The sequence below is a fragment of the Paenibacillus sp. FSL H7-0714 genome (assembly GCF_038003765.1).
Classification (GTDB): domain Bacteria; phylum Bacillota; class Bacilli; order Paenibacillales; family Paenibacillaceae; genus Paenibacillus_AQ.
Map to the genome: position 1 here is coordinate 1527820 of NZ_JBBOPT010000001.1, position 16175 is coordinate 1543994.

General features: G+C 49.6%; 14 protein-coding genes. All 14 read left to right on the top strand.

Annotation, left to right across the window (positions count from 1 at the left end; genetic code table 11):
• The first annotated feature begins 174 nt into the window (after nucleotides 1-174).
• The 14 genes from NST34_RS06815 to NST34_RS06880 all read left to right on the top strand — a co-directional run bounded on the left by NST34_RS06815 (nucleotide 175) and on the right by NST34_RS06880 (nucleotide 16125).
• Nucleotides 175-1314, top strand: a complete 1140-nt coding sequence (locus NST34_RS06815) for a BMP family ABC transporter substrate-binding protein (RefSeq protein WP_341127427.1) — start codon at nucleotides 175-177, stop codon at nucleotides 1312-1314.
• Between the two features lie 109 nt (nucleotides 1315-1423).
• On the top strand, nucleotides 1424-2956 hold the full coding sequence (locus tag NST34_RS06820; protein WP_341127428.1) for an ABC transporter ATP-binding protein: 1533 nt from the start codon (nucleotides 1424-1426) through the stop codon (nucleotides 2954-2956).
• Nucleotides 2953-4095 (top strand): ABC transporter permease, encoded by a 1143-nt coding sequence (locus NST34_RS06825; protein WP_341127429.1) that lies wholly within the window; start codon nucleotides 2953-2955, stop codon nucleotides 4093-4095. The genes NST34_RS06820 and NST34_RS06825 overlap by 4 nt, the downstream gene beginning before the upstream one ends.
• Before the next feature lie 3 nt (nucleotides 4096-4098).
• The gene (locus NST34_RS06830; protein ID WP_042185778.1) at nucleotides 4099-5028 is read left to right on the top strand and encodes an ABC transporter permease; all 930 of its coding nucleotides are present in this window, start codon (nucleotides 4099-4101) and stop codon (nucleotides 5026-5028) included.
• Nucleotides 5029-5086: 58 nt separating this feature from the next.
• Entirely contained in the window at nucleotides 5087-5986 is a 900-nt protein-coding gene (locus tag NST34_RS06835; RefSeq protein ID WP_341127430.1) for an FAD binding domain-containing protein, read from the top strand.
• Nucleotides 5987-6020: 34 nt separating this feature from the next.
• Nucleotides 6021-8315, top strand: a complete 2295-nt coding sequence (gene pucD, locus NST34_RS06840; protein ID WP_341127431.1) for a xanthine dehydrogenase subunit D — start codon at nucleotides 6021-6023, stop codon at nucleotides 8313-8315.
• Nucleotides 8302-8838 (top strand): (2Fe-2S)-binding protein, encoded by a 537-nt coding sequence (locus NST34_RS06845; RefSeq protein ID WP_341127432.1) that lies wholly within the window; start codon nucleotides 8302-8304, stop codon nucleotides 8836-8838. Before pucD ends, NST34_RS06845 begins: the two co-directional genes overlap by 14 nt.
• Nucleotides 8839-8842: 4 nt before the next feature.
• Nucleotides 8843-9355 (top strand): 2-oxo-4-hydroxy-4-carboxy-5-ureidoimidazoline decarboxylase, encoded by a 513-nt coding sequence (gene uraD / locus NST34_RS06850; protein ID WP_036680026.1) that lies wholly within the window; start codon nucleotides 8843-8845, stop codon nucleotides 9353-9355.
• A gap of 47 nt (nucleotides 9356-9402) precedes the next feature.
• Complete coding sequence (gene pucL / locus NST34_RS06855; RefSeq protein WP_341127433.1) at nucleotides 9403-10353, top strand: factor-independent urate hydroxylase; 951 nt, start codon at nucleotides 9403-9405, stop codon at nucleotides 10351-10353.
• The gene (uraH, locus tag NST34_RS06860) at nucleotides 10353-10757 is read left to right on the top strand and encodes a hydroxyisourate hydrolase (RefSeq protein ID WP_341127434.1); all 405 of its coding nucleotides are present in this window, start codon (nucleotides 10353-10355) and stop codon (nucleotides 10755-10757) included. The genes pucL and uraH overlap by 1 nt, the downstream gene beginning before the upstream one ends.
• 33 nt (nucleotides 10758-10790) lie before the next feature.
• On the top strand, nucleotides 10791-12185 hold the full coding sequence (locus NST34_RS06865) for an allantoinase (protein WP_341127435.1): 1395 nt from the start codon (nucleotides 10791-10793) through the stop codon (nucleotides 12183-12185).
• Complete coding sequence (allC, locus tag NST34_RS06870; protein ID WP_341127436.1) at nucleotides 12182-13423, top strand: allantoate deiminase; 1242 nt, start codon at nucleotides 12182-12184, stop codon at nucleotides 13421-13423. The genes NST34_RS06865 and allC overlap by 4 nt, the downstream gene beginning before the upstream one ends.
• A 132-nt stretch (nucleotides 13424-13555) precedes the next feature.
• On the top strand, nucleotides 13556-14794 hold the full coding sequence (locus NST34_RS06875; RefSeq protein ID WP_341127437.1) for a pyridoxal-phosphate-dependent aminotransferase family protein: 1239 nt from the start codon (nucleotides 13556-13558) through the stop codon (nucleotides 14792-14794).
• 183 nt (nucleotides 14795-14977) lie between these two features.
• Nucleotides 14978-16125 (top strand): IS3 family transposase gene (locus NST34_RS06880; RefSeq protein ID WP_445667654.1). Its coding sequence is split into 2 segments (ribosomal slippage): nucleotides 14978-15236 and nucleotides 15236-16125, totalling 1149 coding nucleotides; the frame shifts between segments, so codons are not numbered across the junction.
• The last annotated feature ends 50 nt before the right edge of the window (nucleotides 16126-16175 follow it).

Sequence of the window (16175 nt, forward strand, 5' to 3'; positions counted from 1 at the left end):
ATGAAACTCACCTTCCTAAAACCAATTAGTGCATTACACACAAAAAAAGTTCTGATTCTTATATTCATATACAAACGTATGTTATATAAATTTACGCCAAGGCCACCTCTAAGTATAGTAGAAGTACATTAATGGTTGCAGCCATGATGAGAGATGATTTGGAGGAGGAGAATTATGAAAAAAAGGGGTCAGTTCATAACATCTTGTCTTGCATTAATGGTTCTAATGACGGTGGCTTTGGTGGGGTGTGGCAGCAATAATAATACTTCTACAAATGCAACGGAGGCACCAGCGACAACTGCAACAACAGAACCGGCTGCAAAGAAACCGACGGTTGCTTTTGTTTATATCGGACCTCCAGGGGATGGCGGCTACACGTACCAACATGATCAAGGACGGCTGTATATGGAGAAGGAGCTGGGGATTAAAGCTGACTTTGTAGAAAATGTCCCTGAAAGTGCTGACGCCGAACGAATCATCACAGAGCTTGCGCAATCACACGACATCGTGTTTACAACGAGCTTCGGATATATGGATTTTACATTAAATGTAGCGGGCAAATTTCCCAACGTGAAGTTCCTGCATGCTTCGGGTTACAAAACCGCAGAGAACATGGGGACCTACTTCGGGAAAAACTATCAGGCCAGCTATCTGAGCGGCATAGCGGCAGGGAAAATGACCAAAAATAATCAGCTGGGTTATGTGGGCGCTTTTCCAATCAGCGAAGTGATTTATAACTTGAATGCTTATACCCTTGGAGCACAAAGTGTCAATCCTGATGTAAAGGTGAACGTCGTATGGACGAATACATGGTATGACCCGACGACCGAACGTCAAGCGGCAATCAGCTTGCTGGATAAGGGTGCGGATGTGCTTTTGGCCTATCAGGATTCACCTGCAACCCTGCAGGCTGCTGCTGAACGAGGGGCTTTTGCCGGGGGAAATGACTCGGATATGAGCAAATACGCTCCGGACAATTATTTGACGAACCCGGTATGGAATTGGGGGCCGTATTACGTAAAAGCTGTGCAGGCAGTTATGGATGGAACCTGGAAGAGCGAGCAATATTCCGGTGATATGGCTGACGGTATGGTGGAGCTGGCTCCTTTCGGGAACAAGATCCCAGATGATGTGAAAAAGCTTGTCGAAGACGCCAAAGCCAAAATTATCAGTGGTGAGCTTGAGGTTTTCACAGGTCCGATCTCAGATAATCAAGGGAATGTGAAGGTTCAGGAGGGTCAGAAGCTGACCTTGGAGGAAGTGCTGGGCATGAACTGGCTCGTAAAAGGTGTGGAAGGAACTATCCCGCAATAATGTTTAAAAATAGGGAATAAGATGTGCACAATCTATGGGTGGGGCGGGTTCCGTTAAGCGGAAACTTCCCCACCCGTACTACAACTTGAAGGAAGGAGGGGTTCAGGCCATGCGGGGAACTTCAGTTGAAATGCGGGGGATTGTGAAAAAATTCGGCTCGGTAACCGCCAGTGATCAAGTCGACTTTTCGGCAAATGCGGGTGAGATTCATGCGTTGCTTGGGGAGAATGGGGCCGGGAAGAGCACGGTGATGAGCATGCTGTCAGGGGTGTACAGAGCAGATGAAGGAGAAATCTTCATTCATGGGAAAGGTGCTCAGATCCGTTCTCCTAAAGATGCTGCGCAGCTGGGTGTAGGTATGGTGTTTCAGAACTTTAGGCTGGTGCAAAGCCTCACAGCAGCAGAAAATATCGTGCTTGGCGAAAAGTCGTCTTTCTGGCGCGGCCGTAAGTGGATGAAGAACAAACGCGAGGAGATAGAGGCATTAGCGGAACGGTTTGGACTGAATTTCCCGGTGGATCGCCCGATCTGGCAGTTGTCCGTGGGTGAGCAGCAGCGTGTTGAAATCGTTAAGACGCTGTATCGCGGGGCTGACATTATTATTCTGGATGAACCAACCTCTGTACTGACCCCGGGAGAGGTGGAACAGCTATTTGAAACGCTGCGGGTCATGAAGCAGGCAGGAAAAACGGTCATTATGACTACTCATAAAATGAAAGAGGTTATGGCGTCCTCCGATCGGATTTCCGTCATGCGCAAAGGAAAAATGATCGCCACGCTGACCACGGCAGATACAGATGAACTGGAGCTGGCTCGTCTGATGGTGGGCAAGGAAGTAACCATCACCCGTCAAGAACGGGAAGCCACTGAAGGGGATTCTTTATTAGAAGTGAAAGATGTGGACGTATATGCTGATCACGGGCGAAAAGTACTGGATCACTTCTCTCTGAACGTATGTAAAGGGGAGATTGTAGGCGTAGCTGGGGTAGCTGGCAACGGGCAAAAGGAACTGGCTGAAGTGTTAACAGGTCTTAGAGGCTGGAAAAGTGGTGAAATCACGTTTGATGGAAAGACGGTGAAATCGGCTTCGGTTAGAGGGGCAATTGATTCAGGAATCTCCCACGTGCCGGAGAACCGGATGAAGAGCGGTTTAGCTGGACGCCTCGGATCGGTGGATAATCTTTTGTTTAAGTCTTACCGCTCAGAGGAGCACTCCAAATTTGGTTTCTTGAAGACCGCGAAGAACCGTTTGTGGTCACAGGAGCTGGTCCAGCGCTTTAACGTCAAAACACCTGAGCTGGAGACGCCAGTACAACAGTTGTCAGGTGGTAATCAGCAGAAGCTGCTCTTTGCACGTGAAATCAGTCATCGGCCTAAGCTGATGGTCGCCGTTCATCCGACACAAGGGCTGGATGTAGGTGCCACGGCTGGTGTTCACGACCTTCTTATGGAGCTGCGTGGTTCAGGTAGTGGCGTGTTGTTAATTTCGGAGGATTTAGATGAATTGCTTCAGTTGTCCGACCGGATTCTAGTGATCTATAACGGCTCAATTATTGGTGAGAGTACACATGAGGAAGCGAATCGAGAGAGCATCGGACTACTAATGGCTGGTATTCATAATAGAGAGGAGAGCGCCGTATGAGCCTGGAGAATGGAAGAAATACCGCAGCAGCTGTACTGGAATCCCTCCCCTCCCACTCCGGAAAACGATTCTCTCTACGTTTCGAATACGATGCCAGCCGCATCCGTTCTCCTTGGTGGACACCTATTGTATCTATAATTTTAGCGTTATTGTTGTGTGCCCTATTTATTGCGGCGAATGGCATGAATCCGGTCCTGGTCTATGAAAAAATGTTCCGTGGCGCATTTGGCACTGCGTATGGGCTCACGGAAACGATGGTTAAAGCGATCCCGCTACTTCTATGTGGGCTTGGGATTGCTGTGGCTTACCGCATTTCGGTATGGAATATTGGAGCAGAAGGTCAGCTAACTGTTGGGGCTATGGCGGCCACAGCGGTCACGATTTATTTTCCTGACTTACCTACATTCTGGTCCCTGAGCTTAATGCTGCTGTTCGGGATTGCCGCGGGTGCGCTTTGGGGACTGCTGACAGCTATTCCGCGGACGCATTTTGGAGTGAATGAGCTAATCACTTCATTAATGCTGAATTATGTTGCCCTATTGGCGCTCGATTACGTGGTATTCGGACCCTGGAAAGATCCTAAAGGATTTAATTTCCCGGGATCACCTATGTTTACTGCGGCTCAGTCGCTGCCTGTTCTCGGAAGTACAAGATTGCATATTGGATTGTTGTTTGGACTTATCGCCGTTGTGATTTATTACTTAATGATTCGTTTTACCAAGTGGGGCTACGAGCTCCGTCTGATTGGGGCCAATCCTGTTGCAGCCAGATACGCGGGGATTCCTATCAAGCGCCATATTATTATCGTCATGCTGATCAGTGGGGGGCTCGCCGGGATCGCTGGCATGGCGGAGGTCTCCGGTGTTACACACAAGCTGATGCAGGGCATTTCACCGGGTTATGGATACACCGCCATTATTGTGGCTTGGTTGGCCAAATTGAATCCACTCGGTCTAATCGTTACTTCTATTTTATTCGGTGGCTTAATTGTTGGCGGATATAGTGTTCAAACCATCGGGCTGCCCTCATCGATATCAGAAATGCTGCAGGGCTCCATCCTGTTTTTCTTGATTGCTGGCGATATGATCTACCGTTTCCGCATTCGCCGTAGCCGGGTTCAGCTGAAAGGGGGGAGATAGGCAATGGATTTTACAACACAGCTACTTATTGCCGCTATTTCCGCAGGGACCCCGCTGCTGCTGGCTACGCTGGGAGGCATTCTAAATGAACGAGCCGGCATTATACAGCTTGGGGCTGAAGGTCTGATGCTGATGGGAGCGGTCACCACTTGTATCGTGTATATTCGCTCCGGAAACCTGCTGCTGGCTCTGCTGGCTACCGTAGCTGTAACGGCTGTGCTTGGTTTGCTGCATTCTTTTCTCTGTGTGACCTTGCGGGCGAATCAAACGATGTCCGGTCTTGCGATGACCCTGTTCGGCAGTGGGTTGAGCGCTTATCTTGGTAAACCGATCAGCGGCATTCCTTTGCCGGGAACATCTCCTAAACTGCATCTGGCTTGGCTGGAAAATGTACCGTTCATCGGAAAAATATTCGGCAACATGGATTACCTAACCTGGTTCAGCCTGCTGCTAGTGCTTGCTCTGCATCTGCTAATTCACCGCACTTCATGGGGCCTGCATTTGCGGGCAGTCGGAGACAGTCCGGCTACCGCAGATGTGATGGGGATCCGTGTGCAGCTTATCCGCTACAGCTATGTGATCACCGGTGCTGCTCTCATCGGCCTGGCCGGAGCGGATATGGTATTGGCCTATGCGCCAACCTGGAATGAAGGGCTGACAGCCGGTCGAGGCTGGATTGCGGTAGGGCTAGTGATTTTTGCCAGATGGAATCCGCTGCGCGCCTTGTTCTGCGCTTACTTTTTTGGGGCATTGGATTCACTTGGCTTCCGCATTCAATTGCTGGGCAGTGCAGTTCCGCCCTATTTTCTCAAAATGATTCCGTACCTTGTGACCATTCTGGTCCTGATGTACCTGGGGTACCGCAATCGCAACAAACCATCCGGTACACCGGAGGCGCTCGGAGTTCCTTATATTCGGGAACAAAGGTTTTAAGGCAGGCTATACGAGAAGGGAAGCGGCAATCTGGTACTCAAAAAGGGGGGCGGAGTGTATGGGAGTTATAAGGGAAGAGGATGGAAGGCTACCTGAAGTAATTCAACCCCGCAGCCTGCACGAAGCTTGGGAGAGAAAAACGGCGTTTGGAGACAGTTCCCGATATGTCGCAGGAGGAACATTGCTGAGAACAGGGTGGGAAAATGGAACGGATCATATGCCCAAACAGCTGATTGATCTTCGGCAAATCACAAATCTCGGCGACATTACCTTAACGGAATTTCACTTATCTCTGGGCGCTCTTGTTCCACTCTCCCAGTGCCGCAGTAATGAGCATTTGCAGGCCGTGGCTCCTGCGCTGCAAGAGGCTGCACGTTGCATAGCGGCTCCGTCGGTGCGTAATCTTGCCACGCTCGGGGGCAATATCGCTTCTGGCTTCGGAGATATTCTACCTGCGTTACTGGTCTATGACGCGGAGTTAATCTCCTTTGACGGCAAATTTATGACAGCACTACCTTTGATAGAGTGGCTAAACAATCACTGGAGCGGGATAAAACCTGCGGCAGATCTTGTGGCTGAGATTCGCATCTCACCTACTCGCTTAGAGAGTCCCTTAATGGATAGGCTAGAAATTTTCCGTAAGGTTGGCCGCCGGGAAGCGTTCACCCCTTCACTTGTAACGGTAGCAATCTCAGCATCAATCGATGAGGAACTCCGTTTCCGTGAGGTGCGTATCGCCGCAGGTGGGGGCTCTGGGCGGCCGCAGCGACTAAGTAGGGCTGAAGTTATGCTTGAAGGTGTGAGGTATACAGAGGAGCTGTTGGCTTCTTTATATGAAGGGGTTGAGAACAGCTTTGAGACGTATAGTGATCCCTTTGCATCAGAACTTTACAAGAAAAAGACTGCTGGGAATTTGGTTGTATCTGAGCTGTGGAAGGCTATGAATATACGGAGTTAAGAGGTGAATAACCCGACGAAAGGAGAGAGGGAAAATGCTGCTGAATAAGGAATCCAGCGGTAGCCGCTGGCGTACACGACCCGATGGAGAGGGCAAGGTATCCGGTAAGCTGCAGTATTTGACCGACATGAGGGCAGAAGGAATGTTGATCGGCCGCGTGCTCCGCAGTGAGCAGGCACATGCTCGTATTTTGTCCATACGCATTGAGAAGGCCGTTGAAGTCCCTGGTGTACACGCTGTAATTACTCATGAGGATGTGCCCGGACTTAACGGCTTTGGCATAGCTTTGCCGCATCAACCGGTATTTTGCAGTGACCGTGTGCGTTACACTGGCGATGCGATTGCGGCAGTCGCGGCAGAGACGGACGAAATTGCGGAATACGCCTTATCTCTTATCGAAGTGGATTATGAGCTTCTACCCTTACTCGAGAATCCGGAAGAGGCGATGAAAAAGGACGCAATTTTGCTGCATGCCGAGGGAAACGTGCTTCATCATACGGAATATCGGAAAGGGGAGCAGGAAACGGTATTTACGGATTGCTGTCATGTGGTAGAGGAGACTTACTATACACCACGCCAAATGCACACCTATATGGAGACTGAAGGTGGACTGTTTATCCCAGAGGATAACGGACGGCTTACCGTATATTCAGCTACACAACATGGGTTGATGGATCGCCTGCAGCTATCCAGAATTCTGGCTATTCCTCAAGAAGATATTCGCGTCATCTCGAGTCCTATCGGCGGGTCCTTTGGAGGAAAAGACGAGCTGAATGTACAGCCATATGGAGCGCTGCTCGCCTTGCGGACACTCCGTCCGGTAAGACTGCATAATTCGAGAGCTGAATCGGTACGTGCAGGACTAAAACGCCATCCCATGAAAATCACCATGAAAACTGGCTGCGACCCCGAAGGAATCATCAGGGCACATCAGGTCAGAATTATTTCGGATACGGGAGCTTACGCAACACTGGGGGCGGAGGTGCTCAACTTTGCGACAGAACATGTGATGGGCCCCTATATCATCGATCATGTGGATGTGAAGGGTTTTGCTGTATATACCAATAACGGTGTATCTGGTGAATTTCGCGGTTTTGGCGGCAATCAGGCGATTTTCGCTTTGGAGGGACAAATCGATCGGTTGGCTGAGCGATTGCAGATCGATCCGTGGGAAATGCGCCGCCGCAATTTGCGTAAATATGGAGATCTGGGGCCGCTGGGTCAGGAAATTGCTCAGACCGATGGTGCCTTTCAGGTGTGGGAAGCGCTGGCGGGTTCGCCTCTTATGACTGAGGCCGCATCTACAGACAGTGATTCAGGTGTTGTGGAACCTTGGATCGTAACTGGAACGGGTGCTGCTATAGCTATGCATGGTGCAGGACTTGGCTATGGTATTCCCGATCCGGCGGGTGGCAGGCTCTCTTTGACGCTAGAGGGTAAAATTGAGGCGGTGTTTGGTTACGAGGAGTTTGGTCAGGGGTTAATCGCAACAATGGAACAAATGCTGATTGAACAGTTTGGCTTGGCGGCAGAGGATCTAAGCATCGTCATTGGCGATACGGATGTTGTGCCCGATAGCGGATCTAGTACGGCTTCCCGATCAACCAGCATGATGTGGATGGCCTTAAAACGGCTGCGTCCAGACTTCACCGCTCGAGTGCTGCAGGCAGCTGCGATGATAAAGCCAGAGCTGGATAACTATGAAATGAAGCTCGGCTCTGGCGGCATTTGGCTAAAAGACGGCGGTCTGCTTCTGACTTACAAGGACTTGGCACAGCGTATTTCAGAACCCATTGTCTGTAATACAAAGTTTACTTATCCAACCACACCCTTTAAAAGAGTGGGGGCACATTTCCTATACACCTATTCTGCAATCGCAGTCCGCGTGGAAGTTAATCTGCTTACTGGACGTGTTCGTGTACTGGATCAATATCATGCGGTAGCGGCGGGACCGGTGGCTAATCCGCAAGGTTATCTCGGGCAGATCGAAGGTGGCAGCAGTATGGCGGTAGGCTTCACCTTGTCAGAGGATGCTGTGATGTCGGGCGGCAGCTATGTCACCAAAAATTTAGACACCTATTTGGTGCCGACCATTGCCGATATGAATGGCAGCATTCAGGTGCAGCCGATAGAGGAGTTGCCGGATCATGACACGTACGGTCCTCGCGGCATTGGAGAGGTGGGTTCCGTCAATTTAGCTCCGGCAGTCGCGTCAGCCATATTTCAGGCTGTAGGGAAGCGGGTAACCAAGCTGCCCATTGATCCCGAATGGCTGCAGTCTACACCGTTTATTCCACAAAAGGTGGTGAACATCCATGCCGAGCCATAATTCAGATCCGAATCTAGATGGAGATAACCTTGACCCCTTATCGTCTGAGGAAGCTTTTGCAGAAGAGAGGTTCACCTTTAATTGCAATCTTAATGGGAAAGCGATATCCACGGAGATTCCACCCTCCCGCCGGCTTTTAAATGTCATACGTGAAGATTTGGAGCTGACTGGCACAAAACGTTCTTGTGAGATTGGCCGCTGCGGGGCATGTATGGTGCTGGTGGATGGACGTCCAGTGAATTCATGTCTGGTCATGGCCTATCAATGCTCAGGTGCGGAAATTACAACGATTGAGGGTCTTAGTGAGGTAGGGCTGCATCCCGTTCAACGTGCTTTTTTAGAAGAAGGTGGGTTCCAATGCGGATATTGTACACCAGGGATGGTCATCTCGGTGGTTGCTCTGCTGGAAGAGAACCCGCATCCTACTCAGGCTGAAGTGGAAGAAGCTTTATCGGGTAACATTTGTCGCTGTACGGGGTACGGTGGCATTTTACGAGCTGTTAACAAAGCTATTGGAGGTTGAGTGGATGGTCGTTTCTGAAGGCAGGTTTACGTTGGAAGAGATAAATGCCATGAGTATAACGGATTTTGTGAAGCATCTAGGCGGCATTTTTGAACATTCACCGTGGGTAGCAGAGGAGGCTTATAAGCAGATTCCGTTCCATTCTTTAGAGCATTTGCATAGCACAATGATGCAGACCGTACTGAGTGCTGACCGGAGCCGAATGGAGGGACTATTAAAAGCTCACCCAGATTTGGCGACTAGGCTTCAAGTTACGGCTTTGTCTGCCTCAGAGCAGCAGGGAGCTGGACTGGATCGGCTAACAACGGAAGAGTTCAATCTATTAAATGATCTGAATCGAAAGTATACGGACAAATTTCATTTCCCTTTTATTCTAGCGGTTCGTGGCAAAAACAAAGATGACATTATCAGCGCCATTGGAGTGCGAGTAGAGCGTTCCCCTCAGGAGGAATGGGTTCAAGCCTTTTCTGAAGTCGGTACAATTACGAGATTTCGCTTAAGTGATTTAATTATTTAATTATTCATTCACTCATTCATTCATCATAAACGGGGAGGGTGTCAGCCATGCTGGAGCCAATTAACGGACGTACAATGTTTTATGGAAAAAGTGATGTGTTAACTTATCGTACCTATGCTAAACCGCTGGCCGTTACCCCCGTTCCCGAATCTTCCTTCACGGGCTGCGACAACATTATATTCGCACATAATATTACATTCGCGGTCACGGGCGAAGCGTTTCTTCCTTCTTTTTCAGAGGGGGATAATTCCATGGTCGTTGCTACCGATTCTATGAAAAATTTCATTCTGCGCAATACCGCGGACTACACTGGAAGCACAACGGAGGGGCTACTGCAGCTTCTAAGCAGCCGTTTTCTCGATAAATACGATCATGTCACCGCAGTTTCAGTTTCCGCAGACCGGTTACCTTTTGAACAGGTGATGGTGCCCGGGGGTGAGGGGCTTAAACAGAGTCATTTAGTGCTGCGTCACTCCAATAATGAATCTTATTCCGCTTCGCTGACAGTAAAACGTGGAGAGGATGGGACTGAGGTTATCGCTCATGAATGCCGATTGAAGGATTTACAGCTGATAAAAGTGAGTGGAAGCTCGTTTTATGGATTCGTCCGTGATGAGTACACAACATTGCCGGAGAGCTTTGACCGTCCGCTTTATATTTTTCTGAATATTAACTGGACCTACAGTGATGTTGAGCATGCTCTGGATGGAGATCTAGGCCAATATGTGGCTGCGGAGCAGGTTCGCGATATCGCCCATAGCGCTTTTCATGAGCTGAACAGTCCATCAATCCAATCGTTGATTTATCAAATTGGGCTGCGCGTATTGTCCCGTTTTCCACAGCTGGCTACCGTTTCATTTGAGTCCAATAACCGGACTTGGGAAACCATTGTTGAGCCTGAAGAAACTAAAGGTGGAGTCTTCACCGAACCTCGTCCACCCTATGGTTTTCAGGGCTTTTCTGTTAGCCGTGCAGATCTGGTCGGAGAGACAGCGTAATGAGCGGGCGTCTTACCACCCATGTGCTGGATCTGTCGCGGGGGATTCCTGCAACAGGTCTGACGCTTCAGCTCTGGAAGCTTACGGATGGGATGAGCAAGCTTCTGTGTGAAGAGGTCACGAACAGTGACGGGAGGCTGGATTCCCCTCTGCTCGAGGGAAAAGAGATGGAGGCTGGATGTTACGAGCTGCTGTTTATGGTCGGCGATTACTATCGTAGAGCTGATGCCGAAGCGTCAGCAGCTGACATAGGAGTAACAGAAAGCTCAGTAGATACTCAACGTGAGATGTCTTTTTTTCTAGAACAGATACCTATTCGCTTTCATATAGAGAGCTCCATGCAACACTACCATGTACCTTTGCTAGTAGCTCCTGGTGGATATAGTACGTATCGGGGAAGTTAGGAGAAAGTTGATGACCTTAGGAGGTGGCAGCTCATGAAGGAATCCTATGAACTTGTAATTAAGAACGGGAATGTAGTGCTGCCCCATCAGGTACTCAAGCTGGATATTGCAGTATCAGAGGGTAAGATTGTCGCACTTGGAGAGGAACTTTCGCTTGCGCCGCTAACCAAAGTCATCGACGCAGATGGGTTCTATGTGCTCCCCGGTATGATTGATATGCATGTCCACTTTAATGAGCCAACGTTTGGACATTGGGAAGGCTTTCGCAGCGGTTCTGCGGCGCTGGCAGCTGGCGGCTGCACAACCTATGCAGATATGCCGCTTAACGGCAATCCACCTACTGTGAACGAGGCTGCACTTCGTCAAAAGGTAGATGCTGCGGCTGGAAACTCTGCCGTTGATTATGTGCTGTGGGGTGGTCTCGTTCCGGGAAATCTGGATGATTTGGAAGCATTGGCAGCTGCTGGCGTCACTGGGTTTAAAGCCTTTCTCTCCAATCCTGGAGGGGAGGGCGAAGGCAGATTCCGTGAAGTGGATGAGGATACACTCTATCAAGGGATGCAGCGAATCGCTTCTCTGGGCGGGATTCTGGCGCTGCATGCAGAAAGTGAGGATATCACGGCGGTGTTGACCGCAGATGCAGTGCGAAATGGCAGAACCAGCGCAAGTGATTTTGCGGCTTGCCGCCCTGCTGAAGCAGAGCTGGAGGCAGTGTCCAGGGCGCTGCTGTACAGTGAACGTACTGGTTGCCGGTTGCATTTTGTTCATATCAGCACGGCCGCCGCCATTGAGAAAATCTATGAAGCTAAGCTTCGAGGTCTGGACGTTTCGGCAGAAACCTGTCCACATTATCTGGTCCTCACTGAAAATGATATGGAGGCTTTAGGCCCTGTGGCGAAGTGTGCGCCTCCGCTGCGAAGTGCGGTGGAGCAGGAGAAGTTATGGGAGATGCTGGCCCAAGGCAAAATCGATCTGATTGCTTCGGATCATTCCCCCTGTCCAACGGAATTGAAGGTGAAGCCGGACTTGTCTTTTTTTGCAGCTTGGGGTGGGATCTCGGGTGCGCAGAGCAGTCTGGAGCTTATGTTCCATGAAGGCGTGAATGTGCGGGGGTTGCCTGTTACATTAATTTCCAGTCTGCTCGCAGGGCAACCCGCAAAACGTTTTGGAATAGAGCATCGCAAAGGCACTATAGCTCTAGGTCTAGATGCCGATCTAGTTCTGCTGAATCCAAGCACAACCTATACGCTGACTGCGGAGGATTTATTGTATCGCCACAAGCACAGCCCCTACATCGGAAGAACTTTATCCTGCAAGGTAGTTGCTACGATCTGCCGCGGGAATGTGGTCTATACCTCTGAAGAAGGAGTGATCAGTGAGGGAGGTGGACAGTGGCTGCGAATTAGGAAGGAGCAGTACAGCCTATGAATGATTCCAGTGTTCAAGCGTCGACTCAGAAACTGCTGGAGCTGCTGGAGGAGCTGGCGGCATTCACCACACCTGGGCCAGGAGTTACTAGACTGCTATATACGGAGGAATGGAGTCAGGCGCAGATTTTTTTGCAGGAAAAAATGGCTGGACTCGGCTTAGAAGTTTCCATAGACAAGGTTGGCAATGTATATGGACGATTGAGTGGATGCAATCCGCAGCAAAAGGTTATTTTAACCGGATCGCATATCGATACTGTAGTCAATGGCGGAAAATATGATGGTGCCTATGGGATCGCTGCGGCTATGATTGCGCTTCAAGATTTGCAGAGGAACTTTGGCCAGCCGCAGCGGACGCTTGAGGTCGTATCTTTTTGTGAAGAAGAGGGGAGCCGATTTCCGCTTGCTTATTGGGGTTCGGGCCATGTCACGGAAAGGTATGACGGAAGCGAGGCTGAGACCTGTATGGATGCAGAGGGAGTGACGTTACAGGCAGCAATGACGGAATCCAGCTTTTTGCAAGGTGTAACAGATGAGAATGGAGCCAGAAATGATATTGGCGCTTTTGTAGAGCTGCACATTGAGCAGGGAATTATTCTGGAGAAAACAGATACGCAGATAGGCGTAGTTCAGGGGATTGTTGGACAGAGACGCTATATGGTCAAGGTCAGTGGTATTGCTAATCATGCGGGCACGACACCGATGTTTATGCGGCAGGATGCACTGGCTAGTGCGGTTGAAATGCTGTACGTGCTTGAAAGCTCTGCTAAAACGGCTGGTGAACCTCTTGTAGCAACCTCGGGCAAGCTTGAGGTGTATCCGAATACGCCAAATGTGATCCCGGGTGAGGTTCTTTTTACACTAGATATCCGCCATAGTGAAGAGGACGAACTGGAACGTTTCTGTGAGAAGCTTCTTGCGGAATGTAATGAAATTGCTGTTAAACGTGGGGTGACTCTTGAGGTTACATCCGTGCTCCACACAGTCCCTGCGCCTATGGATACGAAGCTATCTGCGATGCTGGAAAATATCTGCCGCCAACAGGCGAAGACGTACCGCATGATGGTAAGTGGAGCGGGACATGACGCCCAGCTGTTTGCGCCGCGTTGCCCTACTGCGATGATATTTGTGCCAAGCCGAGCTGGGATCAGCCATTCTCCGGAAGAGTATACTTTCCCTGAGCAGCTCGTTGCTGGGCTTGAGGTGCTGACTGCGATGTTATACGAGTTAGCTTATTAAAAAGAGTTCGTAGAACTTTTAAATATAAGGAAGTATATGTTTACTCTATACTTTATCCTTATATTTCTCGCTGAAACGGAGCCCGTCCCTTAAAGGATGGCATAGCCGTTTCTACTTGAAGGGAGGATCATCATGAAGCGTTACGAAGATTTGTCACCGTCCCTGCGCTGCATTATGACTCCGGGTCCGGTGGAGGTGGATCCTCGTGTCCTGCGGGCGATGTCTTTTCCGGTGCTGGGTCAGTTTGATCCAGAGTTCACCTCTATTATGAATGAAACGATGGAAATGCTGCGGGAGCTGTTCGCTACCCGAAATGCATGGGCTTACCCTATAGATGGGACCTCTCGCGCTGGTATTGAGGCGTTGATGGTCAGCTTAATCCTGCCGGGGGAACGTGTGCTGATTCCGATCTTTGGCCGCTTTGGACACCTGCTTCATGAGATTGCCGAACGTTGTGGTGCTGAGGTGTTCGTGCTGGAAAAGCCATGGGGGAGTGTGTTTGAGCCGGATGAAGTGATAGCAGCTATGGAGACTTTTAAGCCACATGTGGTGGCAATGGTTCATGGGGAGACCTCTTCAGGACGTGTGCAGCCACTCGCGGAAATCGGTAGAGCTTGCCGCCGGATGGATGCTTTATTCATAGTTGATGCAGTTGCAACCATTGGGGGCATTCCTGTCGAGACAGATGCTTGGATGTTGGATGCCGTCGTTGGCGGTACACAGAAATGCCTGTCCGTCCCTTCCGGAATGGCACCGATAACGTATAATGATCGTGCTGAAGCTAAGCTCATGACCCGAAAACGAGTAGAACGAGGGATTAGAACAAGTGATGTCCAGCCAGGTGACTTATCTTTTGTCCGCAGCAATTATTTCGATCTCGGCATGCTTCAGGATTACTGGAGTCCACAACGTCTCAATCATCATACAGAGATGACCTCAATGCTTTATGCACTGCGGGAGGGCTTGCGGCTTACCCTTGAAGAAGGGCTGGATGCCAGATTCGCCAGACATATCCTCCATGAAAAAGCACTTGTAGCTGGATTAACAGCGATGGGGCTTGAACTTTACGGGGAGTCGTCCTGCAAACTTACCGTTGTTACCTGTGTGCTGATTCCTGAGGGCATAGACGGGGAATCTGTACGCACGCTGCTGCTGGAGCGGTTCGGGATTGAAATTGCCAGCTCCTTTGGACCTCTGAAAGGAAAGATCTGGCGCATTGGCACGATGGGCTTTAGCTGCCGTACGAATAATGTGCTGCGTTTGCTTGGAGCTTTGGAAGCAGCGTTGCTGCGACACGGATTCGGATTTGAAGTTTCTTACGGACTTGGTGTTCAAGCGGCACTTGACGTATATGAGGAAAACGTAAGATAATCGTTGGAATAGATGCTGGCGGGTGAGTTCATACCAGGGGCATGTCCGGAGTGTTGGACAATCTTTGGATTAAGAAAACGGCTATCATCTACAGGGATGATGGTATTATCCCCTCATGGTTGACAGTGAAAAAAGAGCACATGGTATCATGTGTTTAACACAGTCGAACGGAGGGGATTTTTCATGGCTAAAAAGGGGCAGACGTTTACGAAGTATTCAGAAGAATTGAAGAACGAGGCGGTTCGACTTCACTTAGAGGAGCATATGAGCTATTCACAAATTCTAGAAAAACTCGACATCAAGAGCGATGCTCAGTTGGTGAGGTGGATACGTAAATTTAAAAGTGGGGAGACCTTTGAGGACCGACGCGGAAAAGGTGGAAGGAAGCATTTTGACAGTAAAGACGAAGAAATCGCGTATTTGAAGGCACAGGTCGAATACTTAAAAAAGCTCAATCCCAATCTACATGGGGAGGGAAGTTGGATACAAATACCCGGTGCCAATCCATTCAAGAAATGAGCGAGCGATACCCAATTGTTTGGCTGTGCAAACTGGCTGAATTGTCCCGGGCTGCATACTACAAATGGAAAAAGACCTCTGACCTGCGGGAAGCACGCCAAGAGAAGGATACGAACCTTAAGGAACATATCTTAGCCATTCATCGGCTACGTCCTGCCTATGGCTATAAGCGAATGCGTACAGCGCTTCGTAAAGAGGGATTTCCCGTAAACCATAAGAAAGTTCGCAGGTTGATGAGAGAGCTAGGCATCCAATCAGTGATTCGCAAGAAACGCCCGTTTGCCGGGCGTAAGCCTTCTGTCTTATTTCCAAACGTACTCAACCAGAAATTCACAGCCCACGCTCTTCAGCAAAAGCTAGTCACGGATATTACCTATATCCGTACAGGCCACGAGTTTGTCTACTTATCTGTAGTGATGGATCTGTACAACAACGAGGTTGTGGCTTGGAGAATCTCTGTCCGTAATGACTTGAAGCTAGTGGTAGATACTGTGAAATCTCTCCAAGACTCAAAGGCTCTCCTGCACTCAGACCAGGGCTTTCAGTACACTACTCGGACGTATGCCCAGGTTTTAGAGGACAAGGGTTTGGTCGGTAGCCACTCCCGGCGGGGGAATTGCTACGACAATGCTTGTATAGAGTCATTCTTCTCTCACCTAAAGACCGAAAAATTGTATTTGGAGAAACCTAAGAATCTTGAAGATGCTGAACATTTGGTTAAGGAGTACATCCTTTATTACAACAAGGAACGCTTCCAGAAAAAACTCGGCGACCTGTCTCCGGAAGAGTACCGGAACCAGATCGCCGCTTAAAAGGCTTCTTTTTTACTGTCTACTTGACGGGGCTATGACCATGACGGAGC

Excerpts from the sequence above, each read along its gene's own strand:
- NST34_RS06815 (WP_341127427.1), top strand. The coding sequence starts at position 175 with ATGAAAAAAAGGGGTCAGTTCATAACATCTTGTCTTGCATTAATGGTT.
- NST34_RS06820 (WP_341127428.1), top strand. The coding sequence starts at position 1,424 with ATGCGGGGAACTTCAGTTGAAATGCGGGGGATTGTGAAAAAATTCGGC.
- NST34_RS06825 (WP_341127429.1), top strand. The coding sequence starts at position 2,953 with ATGAGCCTGGAGAATGGAAGAAATACCGCAGCAGCTGTACTGGAATCC.
- NST34_RS06830 (WP_042185778.1), top strand. The coding sequence starts at position 4,099 with ATGGATTTTACAACACAGCTACTTATTGCCGCTATTTCCGCAGGGACC.
- NST34_RS06835 (WP_341127430.1), top strand. The coding sequence starts at position 5,087 with ATGGGAGTTATAAGGGAAGAGGATGGAAGGCTACCTGAAGTAATTCAA.
- pucD (WP_341127431.1), top strand. The coding sequence starts at position 6,021 with ATGCTGCTGAATAAGGAATCCAGCGGTAGCCGCTGGCGTACACGACCC.
- NST34_RS06845 (WP_341127432.1), top strand. The coding sequence starts at position 8,302 with ATGCCGAGCCATAATTCAGATCCGAATCTAGATGGAGATAACCTTGAC.
- uraD (WP_036680026.1), top strand. The coding sequence starts at position 8,843 with ATGGTCGTTTCTGAAGGCAGGTTTACGTTGGAAGAGATAAATGCCATG.
- pucL (WP_341127433.1), top strand. The coding sequence starts at position 9,403 with ATGCTGGAGCCAATTAACGGACGTACAATGTTTTATGGAAAAAGTGAT.
- uraH (WP_341127434.1), top strand. The coding sequence starts at position 10,353 with ATGAGCGGGCGTCTTACCACCCATGTGCTGGATCTGTCGCGGGGGATT.
- NST34_RS06865 (WP_341127435.1), top strand. The coding sequence starts at position 10,791 with ATGAAGGAATCCTATGAACTTGTAATTAAGAACGGGAATGTAGTGCTG.
- allC (WP_341127436.1), top strand. The coding sequence starts at position 12,182 with ATGAATGATTCCAGTGTTCAAGCGTCGACTCAGAAACTGCTGGAGCTG.
- NST34_RS06875 (WP_341127437.1), top strand. The coding sequence starts at position 13,556 with ATGAAGCGTTACGAAGATTTGTCACCGTCCCTGCGCTGCATTATGACT.